The following is a 17,187-nucleotide window of genomic DNA, read 5'->3' as shown; positions in this document are numbered from 1 at the left end:
GTCATGCCAGGTTGTCTTCCGCGAAGAACAACGATTCCGACAGTGGTGGCTCTGGACACTGCTTGGCATCGTCGGTCTCGTAACCGTCGTTGGAAGTGGACCACTCGGGATAGTCCTCACCGGAGCAGTTGCTGGGTTCATGTGGTCGCTCCGACTCGTTACCGAGGTCCGAGATGACGGCCTCTACATCAGGTTCGCTCCACTTCACCGGTCGTTCAGACGAGTGCCCTGGCCGGCGATCGAGTCCGTCGAGGTGACGACGTACCGACCCCTCCAGGAGTACGGTGGGTGGGGCATCCGCTGGCGACCGGGAGCGATCGCGTACAACGTCAGTGGCCCGCGCGGTGTGTTCCTCACCCGACCTGATGACCGCGACCTGTTGATTGGAAGCCAGCAACCAGACGAACTGGCCTCCGCAGTCCGTGCTGCCATGTCCGAATCGGATCGATAAGCCTGTTCCGGAGATGTCGAGCTTCAGAAAAGCACTGTGAGCTGCCACGGAGCACCTTCCGCAGCGGCATATATATGTTCGCCACCCATCAGCTCATCCATATGGCAATCCCCACCCGGACGTCGATTGACTGGCCAGGGTGACTCTCCAGTCCCAGTCCGGTCCCCGAATGGTCCTCGAACTGGTCGGTCTCACCGTTCTCACGTTCGTGATCGCCCTCCTCGCAGGCGTCGTGTTCATTGTGCCACTGGTCGCGCTGGGCTACGATATCCAGAGCACGCCGATTCTCATCGGGGCCACGGCTGCCAGCCAGCTCTGTATGTTCGGCGTCGGGTACCTCTACTACCGCTTTCGAGACCTGACCGTGCCAGTCGCCCTCCCTTCAGTTCGTGAGCTGGGGTACGTCGCTGGCGGAGTGGTCGCGGCCATCACCGCAGCGGTCGTTCTATCGATGCTTCTGACGTCCTTCGGGCCCCTTCCCTCCTCGGTCATCGGGGAGACTGCGGCAATGGACCCGACCTACCTGCTCGGGCTCGCGGCGCTCTCCATAGTGGTCGTGGCACCGGTCGAGGAGTTCGTCTTCCGGGGTGTCATCCAGGGACATCTCCGTGACCGGTTCGGGCCGGTTCCTGCTATCGTCGGGGCAAGCCTCCTTTTCGGCTCGTTGCACCTGGCCAATTACTCTGGAAACCCCGTCGCCATCGTCGCGGGGGCGCTTATGATCGCGGTCGTCGGGAGCATCTTCGGGGCCCTCTACGAACGAACCGGCAACCTAGCGGTTCCGGTACTGGTCCACGCAATCTACAATACCATTCTCATGGGGCTGAGCTACATCGTCCTCTCGTCTACGTAGCGTCGGTCCGGGAGAAGCAACGTAACGGACCCAGAGACGGTCTGTAGCACCAGTCGAGTGAGTGACACAGGTTCTCAAGTCCGGTAGAATGACGTGGTGAGGCAGATATGTCAAGTAGTAGTCTACGCTTCCTGTTGGTCCCGCACGCCACCGAGTGACCCCGTCGGGACTCGGGTCCGGACCTCACGAGCGGGTATCGCCACGAGCGCCGGTCTCGTTGCAGTGATGCTCGTACTGTACCTGGTCGGGTTCGTTCCCGTGATCAGTGAGTTGGTCACTATCGTCGTCACTCTGACGGGAATGGGGGCAGTTGTGGTGACCTACTTCGGTTTCATCTGATTCGAACCTGTGCTCCTCCCGGAATGACTGGAGAGACACTGCAACGTCCGTTCCAAACGTTCACGGCTTCCGGTGCAGACTATGAGATAATGGGCTCGGAGGTTCCCGCAACTGACATCGACGAAAACGTCATCGAGAGCATCGAAGCGCTCGCCAATCAGCAACGACTGGAAATCCTCGTCGCATTAGCCGAGAGAAAATACAATGAGGAGGCAGAAACGTCCGCGCTGTCTTTTTCGCACCTGTATGATGCCGTGAGTTGCCAGAGCACGTCACAGTTCTCCTATCACCTCAAGCAGCTTGTGGGTAGATTCGTCGTCGAAACCGAGGATGGATATCAGCTTACGTACGCCGGTGACAAAGTTCGGCGGGCGCTCTTTTCGGGACTGTACGAGTCGTCTCACACGTTCGGTCCCGTGGCTGTCAAGGGAGCCTGTCCGAACTGCGGTGCGCGGTCGCTTGATGCGTACTCGGCCGATGGGCAGTTCACCGTCGACTGTCGAGAGTGCGCAACGCCGATCGTCTCGGATCTCTTCCCGCAGAGCATCGCCCAAGAGCGATCGACGCAAGAAATCGTCGATAGCTTCGGGTACGGTATTTGGGCGAAGTACGTCTTCGTACGAGGGGGCGTCTGTCCCGAATGCTACGGGCTACTCGACACTACTGTCCAGCAGTTAGAGCGCGGAGAGCACTTCATGAGTGTCTCAATTAACGAATGTCGCCGGTGTTGGTTCACCGTCTCTATTCCCATCGATGTCGTCGTCGCGTTCCATCCGGTCGTTATCGAGGCCTTCTGGCAACACGGTGTCTCTCTCCTCGATATCCCTCTCTGGGAACTGTTCGAGTACACGACCACGGAACACTGGAACACGGCCGTGAGGGCAGAGGAGCCGTTCGCTGCTTCCGTCGAAATCGTCCTTGACGAGACGGAGATCAGGTTATCGGTCGATCACCAGCCCTCCGTTACCGTTGTAGAGAAGACCGTGCGCGAGAGCTCCGATGGATGTGGTGAGTGAGATTCTCAGCCGACAAACCCGTGTCCAATTCCCGCAGAGAGCAGTGTTCCACGACGAGCAGCGATCAGACCAGCGATGAGACCGACGAGGATCACGACGATTGTCAGCGGACTCGAGTCACTAGCTGGATTAGCTCCGGCTTTGACCCGATACCGCTACTCAAATCTATTTGAGTAATCAGTCTGCCAATTTGTAATCAGTATGACAATAGTTATCCGTCCTCCAGAGAAGTATCGGTTATGCCGCCGATTCAGCACTCTTTGATTGACGAACATCCTGTCGCGGCGTTCTTCATCGGAGCGTACGCCTACACGTGGATTATCTCCGCCCCGGCAGTGTTCATGGAGCCGAGTTGGACCGCGGCGATCCTCATCTACGTCGGGAGTTTTGGTCCGCCAGTCAGTGCGGCGGTAGTGACGTGGCTGCGAGGCGACGACGTCAGAGAATGGGCGAGCCAGATTACGAAGTGGCGCGTGGGATGGAAATGGTGGATCGTTGCGTTTAGCCTCCCGCTCGTCGCGGCGGCACTGATCTCGCTTGGAATCTTCGCCGTTCGAGGCCCCATCGATTTCGGACGAGCGCTCCCATCACCGGTGCTCTTCACCGGACTGTTCCTCTTCACGCTCGTACTCAGCGGCGGGCTGAACGAGGAGCCCGGATGGCGGGGGTTCGCTCAAGCGAGACTCAACGAACGGTACGGAGCGTTCAGCGCGAGTCTCATCATCGGCGTCGTCTGGGCCGGGTGGCATCTCCCGTACTTCCTCGCCCCTGTCACCCCACATTCGAGTTTTCCCCTCGTGAATCAGGTTGGCTGGATCGGCGGAATACTCACCCTGTCGGTCATCCTCGCGTGGGCGTACAATAGCACCGGCAGTGTCCTCATCGTCATGGTGCTCCATGCGATGGCAAACACCGCGGACGTGCTCATTCCCCTGGTTCCTGACGAGATTCTCATCGACGGGGTGATCAACGAACGCGCGGTCGGTACCGTGACGGTCGTTCACCTGGTCGTGTATACCGCTATCGCGCTCGCAATCGTCGCGTACTACGGCCGGAAATCCCTCGCTCGCGGTTCGATTCCCGGACCAGCCGACATCGGAGGTTCGAACTCATGATCACGAACACGACGACCGAACAGCGTCGCGCTGTGTGGACGATAGGGGGATTGGAGAGATGGCCGCGATAGACATCGACGGACTGACGAAACAGTTCGGAGACGTCGTCGCCGTCGACGGCCTCGACCTGCGCGTCGAGGAGGGCGAGATCTTCGGGTTCCTCGGCCCGAACGGCGCGGGTAAGTCCACGACGATCGACATCCTGCTCGACTTTATCCGTCCAACAGCGGGCACCGTAACCGTTCTCGGTTACGACGCTCAGCGAGAAGGCGAAGCAGTTCGGCGGAAAACTGGCGTTCTCCCCGACGCTTACCACATCTACGACCGGCTCACTGGTCGGCAACACCTGGAATTTGTCTTGGAGATGAAAGACGCGGACGAGGACGTGAACGCACTCCTCGAACGGGTTCGTATCGCCGACGCCGCCGACCGGAAAGCAGGCGGGTACTCGAAGGGGATGCGGCAACGGCTGGTCTTCGCCATGGCGCTCGTCGGTGATCCCGACTTACTCGTCCTCGACGAGCCGTCTACCGGACTGGACCCGAACGGTGCCCGCGAGATGCGGGAGATCATCCGCGAGGAGAACGAACGCGGTACGACAGTGTTCTTCTCTAGCCACGTGATGGAGCAGGTCGAGGCGGTCTGTGACCGCGTAGCGATCATCAATCGCGGCCAACTCGTCGCCGTCGATACCATCGATGGTCTCCGCGACGCGACCGAGACAGGCGAAGTCCTGTACGTATCTGTCTCGGAACTCAATGGATCTACTGTCGATCGAGTCGCCAACCTCAACGGTGTCGGAAGTGCATCGATCGACAACGGTCGGCTCCGAGTCGTCGTCGATGATGCCTCGAAGTTCGCCGTCCTGCAAGCCATCGACGCCGACGTAACGTCGGTTCGGGATTTCTCGGTCGTCGAGTCATCGCTCGAAGACCTTTTCGTTCGCTACACCGAGGACGAACAGGAGGTCAGCGCATGACGTGGCTGGCGATTGCGAAGAAGGACTTCCGAGATGCCATCCAGTCACGGGCACTCTGGGCGCTCGTGGCAGTGTTCGTCCTGCTGTCGCTCGTCTCGACGTACTCGTACGTCGAGGTTCCCGAACTGTTCGGTGGAGCTGGTGGTGCGACGTTCGCCGGTCTCGTCTTCTTCACGGTCGGACTCATCGGGCTATTCGTCCCACTCGCTGCAATCGTGGTCTGTTACAAGTCTCTCGCCGGTGAACGTGAAATCGGGAGCATCAAACTGCTACTCTCGTTGCCGACCAACCGCTTGAACGTCTTCGCCGGAAAGGTCGTCGGACGGGCAGCGGTTCTCGTGTTCGGTCTCGGAGTCGGGCTTCTCGTTGGCTTAGGATTCGGCTCCGTACTGCTTGGGACACTCGAACTAGGTGCGACACTCGTCTTCGTTCTCGTAACGCTCGGTTTCGCGGGGATTTACGCGGGAATCGTGGTCGGACTCTCGGCGACGACGGGTTCCACCTCACGTGCGACCACACTCGCACTCGGATTCTTCGTCGTCTTCGAACTGTTGTGGGACGTCGTCCCGATGGCGGCCGTCTACGTCGTCAACGGGTTCAACCTCCCGTCAATGATGCCCGATTGGGTGTTCCTCGTCAGTCAGGTATCGCCGTCTTCGGCATATCTCTCGACGGTCGTCGCTCTCCTCCCCGAGTTAGCGGAGATGGCCGGTGCAGCACCCCCCCAATCGGGCGTCGGAGTCGAAGTGACGCCGGCCGAACCCGATCCATTCTTCCTGAGCCCGGAAATGGGAATCGTGATTCTCGCACTCTGGATCATCGTCCCGTTCCTCATTGGGTATTACCGGTTCAGCGTCGCAGACCTGTAGCGCCAACAGTTCAAAACCATACACACCAGATCACAATAATGTCGAACGGAAATACGGAAATCATCCGACTCCGGACGGAAGCGGTTTCTCTCGACGGAGGCGACTGAGGACCTATGGCATCACTACTCAAGCAACGGGTCGGTCAGTATCGGATCACGTCGTTCTTCGTACTGGCGTACGCGCTCTCGTGGACGCTCGATGCGATTCCGAAGCTCCTCGAAATGGAACCGTCTTGGAGTCGATGGTTCATCGAAGGCTTCCTGAGCCCGCTTTCACCGGGAGTTGCTGCTGCGATCGTCCTGTGGGCGAGCGGTGAGAGCGTCAGGAGGTGGCTCGACGATGTCTTCACCTGGCGCGTCCATCCGAAGTGGTACGCCGCCGCGATCCTAATTCCGTTCGCGATTACGTACGCGGCAGGAGTCGCCTCGTGGGCGCTCGGCGGCCCGATCGACTGGGCAGCCTTCGATTTCGACCCGATAACGGTCGTCATCGGAATCATTCTCGGGACGTTCATCGGCGGTGGTCAGGAGGAGTTCGGCTGGCGAGGATTCGCCCAGCCTGAAATGCAAGAACGGTATGGCGGATTTGCCGCGGCCCTCATCGTCGGCGTATTCTGGGGGCTATGGCATCTGCCCCAGTTCGTTCCCGGTGGATTCCGGGCCGACTGGCCGCTCGAACTCGTCGTCGCCTACTTCGTCGGGATTATTGCGTTCTCCGTGCTCCTCGGCTGGGTGTTCAACGGCTCCGGCGGGAGCGTACTGTTGGCGATGCTGATGCACGGGACCGACAATGCGACGACCGGTCAGGTGCCGCTCAACCTCGATGTCGTTCTCGTCGGTGACGCTATCGACTGGAGCACGCTTGTCACGCTGAACGGATCACATGCGGTTATCACGTGGGCGGCTGTACTGCTTGTCGTCGCAGCGACCGGCGTCCACCTCTACGATTACCGAGTCAATCCGGATTGGAACGCCGAAACGTAAACCGCCCTTGGATCAGGAAACATCAATGGACGAAGACACCACTCACCTCATCGGAAATGGATTGCTCGTCGCGGGACTCCTCTGTTTCGTCGGAGGGGCCGCGATGCTCGCACTCGGATCGCCAGTCGATACCTCAACATATGCACTGGGCGCGCTCGGCTTGCTCTTCGTCGGCGCTGGCGCGTCGGTGAAGAATCGGTCTTCAGTGAGGCAGAGTTAGTAGTGCATGACGCTGACTAATGAGTCGGGGAGGTCGGTCTATCGGTTATTACAGCATCGAGTCACTATCGCTCTAGCCTGGACAGGACTTGCGCTCATTGCGCTGGTGATAACTCCGATGATACTAGAGACGACGACGCCGATCTTTCAGCTCTTCTGGTTGATTGTCCCGTTAATCAGTCTTATTCGGTACCGAGACGCCGATCGTGTTGGATTCCGAATACCGGACATTGGGACAGGGCTTCGAGCCACGATCACCGCAGGTATCGCATACGCGGTTCTGCTCATCTTGTTTGAACCGTGGAGCGGCGTCTATGACCGCTTGCTCGTGCTCGCATTAGAAGGCCCAGACCCCACGTTTGCGTGGTTAGTTCGGTTCGATGGGTTGGGGCGATGGGCGGGACTGGCTCTGTTCAGCGGCTTTGTTACTCTGTACAGCGAAGAGCTGTTCTTTCGTGGTTGGTTGCTACAGGCGTTAAACCGTCGGACGCAACCGAAAGTGGCAGTCGTCGGTCAAGCAATCGTATTCACTGTCTTCCAATCAATTCCAATCTTCTTCTTCGAACCGATTCAGGCTGTGCTGTATCTCCTCGTCTATGCATTCGGACTTGGCGTGATCCTCGGCGTTGCTTCCCAAGGAACTCAAAGTATCTGGCCGGGATTAGCCGTCGCGACTGTCGCAAACTTTGTCCTCACGGCTATCCTCCTCTGAAATGATACATTGGGTCGCTTGTTGGTTCACCCCTGCTCTGTAGTCAGCACGTGATTTCTATCAGTCGTTGAGGTTTACAACAGTGCCCGGCAAATCACACTACCTTACTTCCAGTTGAGCTAGAACTCTTCTGCGGTAGATTCTGCCCCATCCAGTTGGTCGTACATCTCATCCGGGAAGGGAAGGCACCCCCAGATCGAGTAGGGGCACTGCTCCTGGCCGATGCAGTACCGTTGCATATCGTCGTTGTCACAGTTCATCGGAAGCGGGGTGTCGCCCCCAATGGTGTTCGAGAACTCGTAGCGAATCTGGTAATCGGTGACCTGTTCGTCGTACCAGGGCCACCGCGAGAAGACATCCTTGAGGTCTGCGACAATCGTCTCGAGGTCACTATCCTGGTACTGGGGAAGCCACATCACCATCCGGGCGAAGTTGTACAGGTCCTTTCGGACTGGCTTCTTCTCGTGGAGTCGATCGGCCATATTCGCCATACAGGGAAGCTCGAACAGGTCTTCGATTGCCTCGACGTCGAGGGGCTGGACGCCACGCGAAGACTCCTGAATCCGATAGTGGTTCGTACTTCCGTGCTCTCGAATGGTCAGACTCCGGTGGTCCCGCTGGGATGCGAGAAGGTTCCCGAGACTCCGAGGACTCGAGATGCGATTACACACGTCTCGCTTCCAGCCCGCTTCCGGATCGTACGCCTCTACTGCTTCAAACAGTTCTTTCGCCGAGTGGAACTCTCCCAGTGAGACGACCTCGTCTGGAGCGTCTCGAATCGCATCCCGGAGTACACGGATGGTCCGTTCTCCGGGGTTCCAATCTCGCCAGATCCGTTCGTGGTGTCCCGTCTCGATGAAGTGGTCGATACGCTCTGTGATGGCCGACTCATTCGTCGTTAGCCACGTCAGCTGGTCTTCAGAGAGGTTCTCCTCCTGGACCCGCAGGAGCTTCTTGAACGCACGTCTGGCGTACTCGCGATACTTCGTGTCGAAATCACCGACGGGCACATAGAGGCAGTTGTTCTCGACGCGAGTGAGCAGTTCCCCGGCTTCTCCGGTCTCAGTTTCGGCGTGAACAAGGCACTTCCTCGATGCTGCGGCCATCGGGATTTCGAGATACAATCCGTCACCGAACTCGGGCATCTCTTTGATCCCCGTACAAACGCGACCGGGGTGTGGTCCGTCCTCTCCGGGGTCTTTCGCGTACAGCACCTCTGCGATATCCTGTTGGAGACTCCCATCACCGAATTCTCGAAGGAGGGAGGCGAGATTGTTGACGTAGAGCTCGCGAATATCGTAGAGGACCTGCACCGTTCGCGGTGGGGCGTGTTCGAACTTCGGGTGTGCCTTGACGCAGATAGCACTCAACGTCGCGAGAACGGCGAGCGTTCCGGGCTCGTCAACGAAGGGTTCCTCTGCGGCGTTGGCCCTGACGTCTTCTTTGAACGCCGCCGTCCCGAATCGCTCGAGATCGGTCAGTAGATCTCCTGGTTGCTCTTCGCCGTCGACGATGTAGCGATTGTAGCCCCGGGTGAACAGTTGGTTGATCCGCATCGTCCCATATTCGGGCGGAAGCGTCGCAACGCGATAGGCAGCCCGCTCGTCCTCAACAGGCGTTGACTGAGTCATTCTCTGAGCACCTCCGGTGTCGCAGACCGAACGTCGAAGTTCGGGCTCTCGATGGGCGTGACGATACTACAGACGTCAGCGTGCAACGAGTAGGGGAGCCGGGCGACCCGGCGACGGTCGGCGGTAACCACTGGGTCGATGGGAATCTCGTAGGTGTCTTGCAGAAGGTCGTTCAGCACTTCTCGACTCTTGGCGTCGTACCGATGGGCTGGATCGCTGTCAAGGAGGTAGACGTGAACGCCCTGGCCGCTGTACACTACCATCGTCTCCTCGGCGTTGAAGTCGTCCTCGAAGATGTCCCGCACCTCAAAACCGTACTCGATGGCCCGTTCGATATCCTCGAAGGCATACGGGTAGCCTGCCGGGTCTGCCTCGAGAATACCCGCGGAATCGAGCAGTTCCTCGCTGTCTTCCGTAGCATCCTCATCCGAGACCGCTCGTGCTGCTCGCTCTCGGGCTATCGTTTTCGCGTCGATATCGATGAGGAGCACCCACGGTCGTTCCCAGTGATCGAGGGCGTAGTAGACCGCATCAGGACGCGGGTCTGGTTTGTCGAGCAGATCAGGATCGGCGAGTGCGAAGTCGCTCCGCCCAAGTGGATCGTTCCGCGCAGGATGGCAGATGAACTCGAGGACGTCGTCGAAGTCGTGGAACGCTGCCGTGGTTCGGTCGCCTGAGACGTTCGTCTGCCACGTATCTCGACGGATGAAGTCCTTGTCTGGGACTCCGTCTTTCCGTACCGGGTGGGGCTCCTGAAACGCGAGTGCGTACTGTTTCGGCCCCTTCGCGGTGATGAACGACGGGAGTTCGTCGACGTACGAGGGGAACTCCTCCGCGTAGTACCTGTAGATCTCCTCACGGGTTGCGTGGCGCCAACTCATGTGTTGAACTCCTCGTCAAGTTTGTTGAAGCTCTGAATCGTCGTCAGCCCAGGTGAATCGAACGATTCAACGGCCTCTCGAATGTCCGAGAACGAGCGGGCTGCACGCCCGCTCACACTGCTTTCTATCCGGTCGGCTTCTGCGAGGCGGTCCAGCACCTCGACGGCCGTTTCGCGTCTGTTGAACGCCCAGACAGCGTTCGCGTCCACCGCGCTCTGCTTGTCGTAGTCGTCGACCGGCGCGTGTTTGTTGTTACTCGCGAGTTCGGCTTCACCGACCCACACGAGTTCCCCGTCAGCATCGAGACCGACAACGTCGAACACCGTCTCTTCATCGTACTCGTAGTACGGCTCGACCTGTGCGACGTCGTCGCGGGAGTCTAACCACAGTTCGAGCAGCTTCACACCGACCTTGTGCGGTGTCTTCTCACCGATGTCCCCCTGTCCAGGACCGACTTTGAGCTTCTGACCGAGGAGTTCACGCCCTGCCGGGAGGACTGTGTAGTACTTCCGACCACACGCTCGTCCTTCCTCCAGCAGGTCTTGCTCGACGAGCCGTTGCACATCCAAATCCTCAAAGTCGCTCTTGAGCGAACTCATTGAATCCAAGAGTCTGTGATTTGGTGTGTCACCATTCATCACGTCGAGGATGCGGGTTAGGAATCGGACATCGTCGTGCGTGAGCTCGCGCCGCTGGAGTTCGTCATCTGGAACGGTTACACCACCTGCCTGTACTGGTGACGACCCAGTCTCCTCAACGGCAGTCTCCTCTTCTTCACTGACTGGTTCTTCCGGCTCAGTTGCCCCGGAATCTCCAAATAGCGAGGTGGTGTCCGCGTTTTTCTCTTCCTCCTCTTCAGCGGCCGCCGAACCACTAGTTGCCTGTCCGATGAACGACGACTGCGCCGAGTCCGTAGGGCTAGTCGAGTCTACGGATGTCGAACCTTCGTCGTTCAGTCTACTTCCCCAGCCCTCGTCTTCGGCTGTCTCCGATTCGGTGGTCTCAGCAAGCCCATATCGGGCCTGTGTTCGCTCCGAAAGCCGTGGGAGGGCCACGGTCTCGAAGTGGTCTTCCTGTTCGACAGAGAGCGGCTCGTCGCTCTCTGGATGGCCGGCTGCTATCGGAAGCGGCATCACCGAGAACGGGGCTGGTCCCGTCTCCCCGAATGACGGACTCGGCAGTTGTGCGATCCACTCCCCGCTGGGGAGCGTGTTGATCCGATTCCGAAGGTCGGTCGGGCTCAAGTCTTCGTGGGCCAGCGACTCTGCGAGGTCGCGCTCGATGGAGATGTTTCCAATGAGCTTCGTCTTGATGTTGTTGAGAACCTCGTCGTAGGCGCGTTCGTTCCGATTTCGAACCTGCCCGGGGAACTGCATTACCAGTCCCATACTCAAGCCGAACGACCGGCCCTGTGGAAGCAACTGCTCGGAGACGAGTTTCGTTGCTGCGACGGGGGCCGCCTCCTCGATGATGAGGTTGGTGAGGTTCTCGTAGTCCGTGTTCCCGTCACGTCGACGCACCTGCACCGCATCCCAAAGGTTACTCAGCAAGAGCAAGGTGATCGCTCGCTGTGCCTCCGGGCGGAGGTCGCCCAAGTCGAACAGAATCGTGGCATCTTCGTCCAGGAACCCGCGGAAGTCGAATCGGTTGTCAACGTACTCTCCGGTCTCGTTCTGTTCCGGAACGTGGCTGAAGATTCGTCGCAGGTGGGCATCCTCTCTGAGTTTGTCGAGGCGGTTCCCGACAGCGTCCATCGATACCTGGAACTGGTGGTCGTCCTTCGCGAAGTGCCGTGTAAGCGACTCCTCGACGCTTCGGTTGTCCGCCGAAACCGGTGGCACAGTTCGCTCTCGCTGCATCTCGAGTGCGGCCGCAAAGAGGTCGTCTAACCCAAAGACGTCACTTCCGTACTCCTCGTCGAACAGCGCCTTGATGAGGTAGCTGAGGATCTCGTTGGCGACGAACGCTTGCCCGTACTGCTCGCGACCCATGATCATCCGCATGATATCGTGGAAGTGGTCGACCTTGTCCTGAATCGCGTCCGCCCGATTCCGTCCGGCTTCGAGTGCCGGCCGAATATCGAAAAAGGAGAATGCGGGTATCGTCTCGGGCACGCGGAACTGGTAGACATCGTCCAGCCCGTTGAAGCGCTCGTAATGACTCCGAAGGTAGTTGGCACACATTCCGTCGCCCTTCGGGTCAACGATAACGACGGGCCCGCCGGTCGTCTCACGGAGCGACAGCGCATCGTTGATGATTGCTTTCGACTTCCCGCTTCCAGTCGAGGCAAACCGACCGTAGTGTGTCGTCAGGAGCTTCGGCGGAATCCGAATCGGACGCTGTTGCGGCGAACCGTTCTCATCGAGTGCATACCCGATGGCCATTCCCTCCCGAAACTGCTGGACTAAGTCCGGGTTGGGCCACGGAAGCGGATCACGACTCTGCTGTTCAGCACGCGTCCCTCGCGTCCCCTCGACCGTCAGTTGGTCCGACGATGGAACCAAGATGAAGTTCGCAAGCTCGGCCCCACAGAGAACTAACTCCGGCCGCGTCTTGCCGCGCCCAGTCGTTACCTCCCGCGAGAGGAGTCGCTGGAGCGCTGCTCGCGCGTGTTGTTCTTTCTTCGATTGTCGGAAGCCACGATCTCGAAGTCGCGTCGCTTCGATCTCGTAGAACGGGCCATCAAGTGGGTCAAAGACCGGCGCGAGTGACGACAGGCGGTCATCAAGGGCGTCGCGACCGGCCTCGCTCGTTGGCACGCCAATTGCCCGGATGTTCGTCGTGTACGAGCGTTTGGGATTGACCGCATCAATCGCATCAAGCCGCTTAACCACGATATCACTCAACTCGTCGCGAGTCCGACGTTCGTACTCCAGTTCGGGGTCAAGCAAGTCGCCAAGGATTTTCTGCGAGAGCGTGTCCCGGCCATCATTCAAGTCCTCTTTGCGGAGTTCCGCATCCGCCTGCCAACTCTCCCGGCGCTGAAACACGACTTGGAACGCAAGCGGTTCGCGTGCATCATTCAGGTGGTCGACCAGCGACGCAAGCACAGCTCCCGGTTCGTCGACCGCCGGCAGCGTGCTCTCGTCAGGCGTCGCCGTCAGCGGAGTCAACGACGACATCCAATCCTGCTTCCGAACTGCCGACCCACACCACCGCACGCCCCGTGGTGAGACGGAATCAACCGCAGGGCGAGCGAGAATCATCCCGTCTGCGGCTACTGTCGGTTTCTCGACCGACGTGGGCGAAACCTCGTCAGCGAGGGAGTCAGTCGTTTCGAGTTCGACAACTATCTCTCCAACCGACACCAGTCCGTCCGCCGTTCTTCCACCCACGTCATCAGCGTCCGTCGGTGAACCCTCAGACTTGGTGCCCTCCATTGCACCACCGTCTGGCGTCGCGTCCGCCTCGGCATCTGCAGTCGAGTACTGCTCGTCGTCGGTGAACTCATACTGCAGATCACCCTGCTGGTAGCGCTCGACGAACTCCTCGTGGGACAATGCAACCGGATGAATCAGCTTCGACGCGACGTCCACCTCGACACGCTCGATGTCGAACGTCTTCGGATAAATCGACCGAAGCCGCTCTTCGAGTGTCCCGAGATAGTCGTCGGCTCCATAGTAGAACTCAACCGGCGCATCTTGTCCCGTACTAAGCGCAAGGAACTCGAAGCGCGGTGGGGTCGCGGATGTAAACGGGTTGAGTTTCGACCGCAGGCCCGAGCTATCAGGGGTCAGTTTGTGGAGACTCTCAAGTGTCTGCGGGATGCCACGCGCTGTGAGTGCCTCCGATGTCGGCGTCACGCGAAGATACTCACGCTCAGGCATCGTCGGTTCCTCCAAGCTGGCCGTTGTCTGCTGCTGTTGAATCAGTCTGCATGTCCTGTGACTCACTAGTTGCGTGCTGCGCTAACTCCGTCCGAAAGGCCTCAGTATCCGCGGAGACCGCTGTCTCATCAGCCCCGGGCAGCGACACCCGCCGCTGCTCGGTCGGGTCGAAGTCGATGACCTGCTTTTCCTTGGGCATCGCTTCGACTCTGATACCACGCCACTCGCCGTCGACGCCGACCAAAGCTTCTGAAAAGCCAGCGTCCTCGTTCCCGGGAACCGCGTCCTGCACATACCGCATCTGGGCGTGATTCAGGCCGAACTCGTCGGCCCACTCTTCGTCCATCCCATCCAGCCGATGGAACTGCTTGACTGCACACTGGTCAAGGATGGCTTCGGATTCAGCGTGCTCGAAGAACTCGTCGACGGTCTGGGTGACCAGCCGAATCGAGAGGTCGTGGTGGCGATGGTGTCGGAACACCGTTTCGAGGAATGCCAGACTCGCGGCGTCCTGCATGATGTACCGCGCTTCGTCGATAACGAACACGACTTCCTTGTCCGTCTCTTTCGCCCGCTCGTAGACGAGCGAGATGAGCAACTGCATCGTCAGGGCCGTACTGCTGTCGACGCTACCTTCTTGCTGGGCGAGGTCGAGGTAGATGACTTTCTCATCCCGGATGTCGAACTCCGACTCTTTCCCGAGGTTCGCGTAGCGCCCTGCTTCCTCGAAGGGCCGCAGTTGGTCGATCAACCACGTCGCATCGTTGCTAAGCTTCTCGGCTTCTGCATCTGACCGAACGACGAACGATTCGGGGTCGTCAACCATCTCTTCGAAGACGTCTAACATTTCTCGAATCGTCGGGCTCGGGTTGCCGTGCGTCGTGATATCATCGGTAATGCCATGACGCTCGTAGGCCTGTCTGAGTCCGAGTTCGAGTGTCGTTCGGCGGTCACCGAGTGAGATGCCACGGAGGGCGAAGAAATTCGTCAGGAAGCTCATCGCGTCGTCGAGCTTCTCGTTGAACGGACTCGCGTCTTCACCCATTGCCCGTTGGACGTGTTCGGGCGTCTGGCGGATTTCGAGCGGGTTCAGCCCGAGCGTCCCGCCGACGGTAATTCGCTTGGCATCGAGCGCTTCGGAGACGCCCGCCCAGTTGTTGAGCGGTTCGAGAATGATTCCGATGCGGTCCTTGCTCTGTTCAATCGACCGAATGAAGTTCTCTTTCGCACCGAACGATTTGCCAGAGCCGGTATCCCCCACGGTGAACATCGCATAGCCGTTATCACGGGCAAACGGGTCGATGACGACCGGACTCTGGTTGTCCTTGTGAATCCCGAACTCGACGCCGCCTTCTTCGAGAATCGTCGCGTTGTGTGGCGACGCTAGAAGTGAGCCCACAGCACCGCCGAGGGCAATCGACTCCCGACCAAAGACGTTGTCGCCAATTGGCGCAGCGGACTGGAGCGCGAGGTCCTGCCGGCAGATAGCCGTCTTCGGCGTGAGATTCGCCGGTTCGTCACGGAGCGCGCTTTTGACTGCTCTGACTGCGTCGCGAAGGTCGTCCTTGTCGTCGGCGCGGACGGTGACGAACAGCCCTTGGTCGAACACACTCGCGCCACTCTCGACGGCCTTGTACGTCGCCGCCGCTTCGTTCGCCCGCTCTTGGAGATACTCGCTTCGGACGCTCTGTTCTAAATCGGCGTCAACCTGCAGGTCGTCCGCGATATCTTGCAGTTCGTTCCGCGCGCGTTGCTGGTTCTTCGGCGTGATATGCGCCGTGAGGTCGAATTCAACGTCGGTCAATTCGAAGAGGTCACTCAGATAGCCGTCGTTCGGGTAGTCGGCGTAGTCAGCGATGTACAGCGTCGACGTCCACTGTTCACCGACACGGGCAGCCCGCGTCTCCCATTCAACCGCTGCTGGGGCCGTTGCCGTCTTGTGTAACTCCGAAATCTCGTCGAGGAGCTGGCCTTCTGCGTCGCCCGCTTCAAGCGTCTCCTCGTCGAGGACGTCCGAGAAGTCGACTTCCGGCTCATCGTCGGTGCGGTACCGTTGCCAGAGAGCTGTTCCGCCGACGCCGAGGAGCATGATGGTCCCCAGATAGAGTGCGGCACCTTCGGGGGAGGTTGGCTGTCGGGCCCACTGGGAGAGTTGGGTGAGAATATCACGACTCGCCTGCAACGGGAGGTTACGCATCGAACGCCTCCTCGCGGCGTGACCGGCCGAGAATTGGCTGTTCACGAATTACGTCTGCTTCGGTCTCGAAATCGTGTTCTTCGCCGTTCCAGAAGTCCATGTTCAGGACGAACAACTCGACCGTGCTGAGTCGGTGGGCAGACCAGCCGGACGCCTGCTGGATGAACTCGGAACGGACATCTGCAATACGGTCGTCCAGTTTCTCGAACATCTGGGCGCGGCGTTCCACGTCAGAGAGGTCCGCGCGCCGCGTGACAAACGGGTTGAACAGGATGCCAATCACGGGGAACTGCGTCAGCTTTTCAGCCGGCGTTCCCTCGTCACGGTATCGGTCGTAGACTTCGAGTGGCGAGACTTCCACGCCGATGTAGTATCGAACCTGCTGAATGCCGCGGTCGCGCATCTCTTTGGGCCGCGTCTCCCGATACTCTTCGAGGAGTTCCCGGAAGATCGGGTTCTGTGTGACGTCTTCGTCGGTGAGTCGCTCCTCGATTGTCTCGGTGATCTGTTCGACCGGGAATGACCGGGTTGTCGCGTGGAATTTGAGCTTCGAGTCGAGTTCTTTGTTGGCGAACTCGGCGCCTGCGTCCTGGAGTTGCGCCCAGTCGTCGGCCATCGCGAAGTCCATGTTCCCCGGATCGATCTCGATGAACGCCTCCATCGCGCCGTCAGTCCGTTGAATCGCGCCGGCGCCGGGCCACGCTCGCTCGATATTCGTGAGGTCTTGGGTTCGCTCGTCGGGAGTAAACGGCGTGTAGTTCGCGAGTCCACCCTCGTTGCGCACGGTTTCGTTCGTCTGGTCGTCAGGGTGCTCTGGCGCACTCAGCGTAATCCGGGGCCGTTTGGCGTAGCGATAGACGTCTTTCGTCCAGGTCCACGCGTTCAGATGGTCAGGCGCGACGTAGACGATGGCCGCGCCAATACCGAGGCCGCTTGCGATAAACGGGACAGCGAGTGATTCAACGCCGGTGAGGCCGGCGAGGAGCAACCCACAGATTGGGAGGGCGATAAGAACACCGACGTCGCCCTCTTCGATGTTGAGGTAGGGAATGCGACTCGCTTCGCCGAACTGGTCCATGATGCGCCGTGCGGCTGTGTCTTGGTCTGTCGACATG

Annotated in this window: 14 protein-coding genes; 9 read left to right on the top strand and 5 right to left on the bottom strand. The window is 59.3% G+C overall.

Annotated features, from left to right (window positions below):
* The first annotated feature begins 139 nt into the window (after positions 1-139).
* From C441_RS20415 to C441_RS18430, 9 genes are all read left to right on the top strand, one after another.
* Entirely contained in the window at positions 140-451 is a 312-nt protein-coding gene (locus C441_RS20415; RefSeq protein WP_007276480.1) for a DUF6141 family protein, read from the top strand.
* A gap of 169 nt (positions 452-620) precedes the next feature.
* On the top strand, positions 621-1,304 hold the full coding sequence (locus tag C441_RS18465) for a CPBP family intramembrane glutamic endopeptidase (RefSeq protein WP_007276479.1): 684 nt from the start codon (positions 621-623) through the stop codon (positions 1,302-1,304).
* 428 nt (positions 1,305-1,732) lie between these two features.
* On the top strand, positions 1,733-2,659 hold the full coding sequence (locus tag C441_RS18460) for a DUF7351 domain-containing protein (RefSeq protein WP_239640862.1): 927 nt from the start codon (positions 1,733-1,735) through the stop codon (positions 2,657-2,659).
* A gap of 239 nt (positions 2,660-2,898) precedes the next feature.
* The gene (locus tag C441_RS18455) at positions 2,899-3,774 is read left to right on the top strand and encodes a CPBP family intramembrane glutamic endopeptidase (RefSeq protein WP_007276477.1); all 876 of its coding nucleotides are present in this window, start codon (positions 2,899-2,901) and stop codon (positions 3,772-3,774) included.
* Between the two features lie 58 nt (positions 3,775-3,832).
* The gene (locus C441_RS18450; RefSeq protein ID WP_007276476.1) at positions 3,833-4,753 is read left to right on the top strand and encodes an ABC transporter ATP-binding protein; all 921 of its coding nucleotides are present in this window, start codon (positions 3,833-3,835) and stop codon (positions 4,751-4,753) included.
* Entirely contained in the window at positions 4,750-5,622 is an 873-nt protein-coding gene (locus C441_RS18445) for an ABC transporter permease subunit (protein WP_007276475.1), read from the top strand. The genes C441_RS18450 and C441_RS18445 overlap by 4 nt, the downstream gene beginning before the upstream one ends.
* A 113-nt stretch (positions 5,623-5,735) precedes the next feature.
* Entirely contained in the window at positions 5,736-6,605 is an 870-nt protein-coding gene (locus C441_RS18440; protein WP_007276474.1) for a type II CAAX endopeptidase family protein, read from the top strand.
* A gap of 25 nt (positions 6,606-6,630) precedes the next feature.
* Positions 6,631-6,825, top strand: a complete 195-nt coding sequence (locus C441_RS18435) for a hypothetical protein (protein ID WP_049920705.1) — start codon at positions 6,631-6,633, stop codon at positions 6,823-6,825.
* 117 nt (positions 6,826-6,942) lie between these two features.
* A complete protein-coding gene (locus C441_RS18430) occupies positions 6,943-7,536 on the top strand; it encodes a CPBP family intramembrane glutamic endopeptidase (protein WP_161618829.1) in 594 nt (197 codons plus the stop codon).
* A gap of 119 nt (positions 7,537-7,655) precedes the next feature.
* Here C441_RS18430 and C441_RS18425 read toward each other — a convergent pair whose 3' ends face one another.
* Genes C441_RS18425 through C441_RS18405 form a run of 5 tightly spaced genes read right to left on the bottom strand, consistent with a single transcriptional unit; the run spans position 7,656 to position 17,186 of the window.
* Entirely contained in the window at positions 7,656-9,167 is a 1,512-nt protein-coding gene (locus tag C441_RS18425) for a primase-associated protein (protein WP_007276472.1), read from the bottom strand.
* Entirely contained in the window at positions 9,164-10,048 is an 885-nt protein-coding gene (locus C441_RS18420; RefSeq protein WP_007276471.1) for a hypothetical protein, read from the bottom strand. The genes C441_RS18425 and C441_RS18420 overlap by 4 nt, the downstream gene beginning before the upstream one ends.
* Complete coding sequence (locus C441_RS18415; protein WP_007276470.1) at positions 10,045-13,875, bottom strand: ATP-binding protein; 3,831 nt, start codon at positions 13,873-13,875, stop codon at positions 10,045-10,047. The genes C441_RS18420 and C441_RS18415 overlap by 4 nt, the downstream gene beginning before the upstream one ends.
* On the bottom strand, positions 13,868-16,072 hold the full coding sequence (locus tag C441_RS18410; protein WP_007276469.1) for a VirB4 family type IV secretion system protein: 2,205 nt from the start codon (positions 16,070-16,072) through the stop codon (positions 13,868-13,870). The genes C441_RS18415 and C441_RS18410 overlap by 8 nt, the downstream gene beginning before the upstream one ends.
* Positions 16,065-17,186, bottom strand: a complete 1,122-nt coding sequence (locus C441_RS18405) for a hypothetical protein (protein ID WP_007276468.1) — start codon at positions 17,184-17,186, stop codon at positions 16,065-16,067. Before C441_RS18405 ends, C441_RS18410 begins: the two co-directional genes overlap by 8 nt.
* Position 17,187 lies beyond the last annotated feature (1 nt).

It is taken from the genome of Haloferax sulfurifontis ATCC BAA-897, from assembly GCF_000337835.1.
GTDB classification, from domain to species: domain Archaea; phylum Halobacteriota; class Halobacteria; order Halobacteriales; family Haloferacaceae; genus Haloferax; species Haloferax denitrificans.
This window is presented reverse-complemented; position numbering and strand designations above follow the sequence as displayed.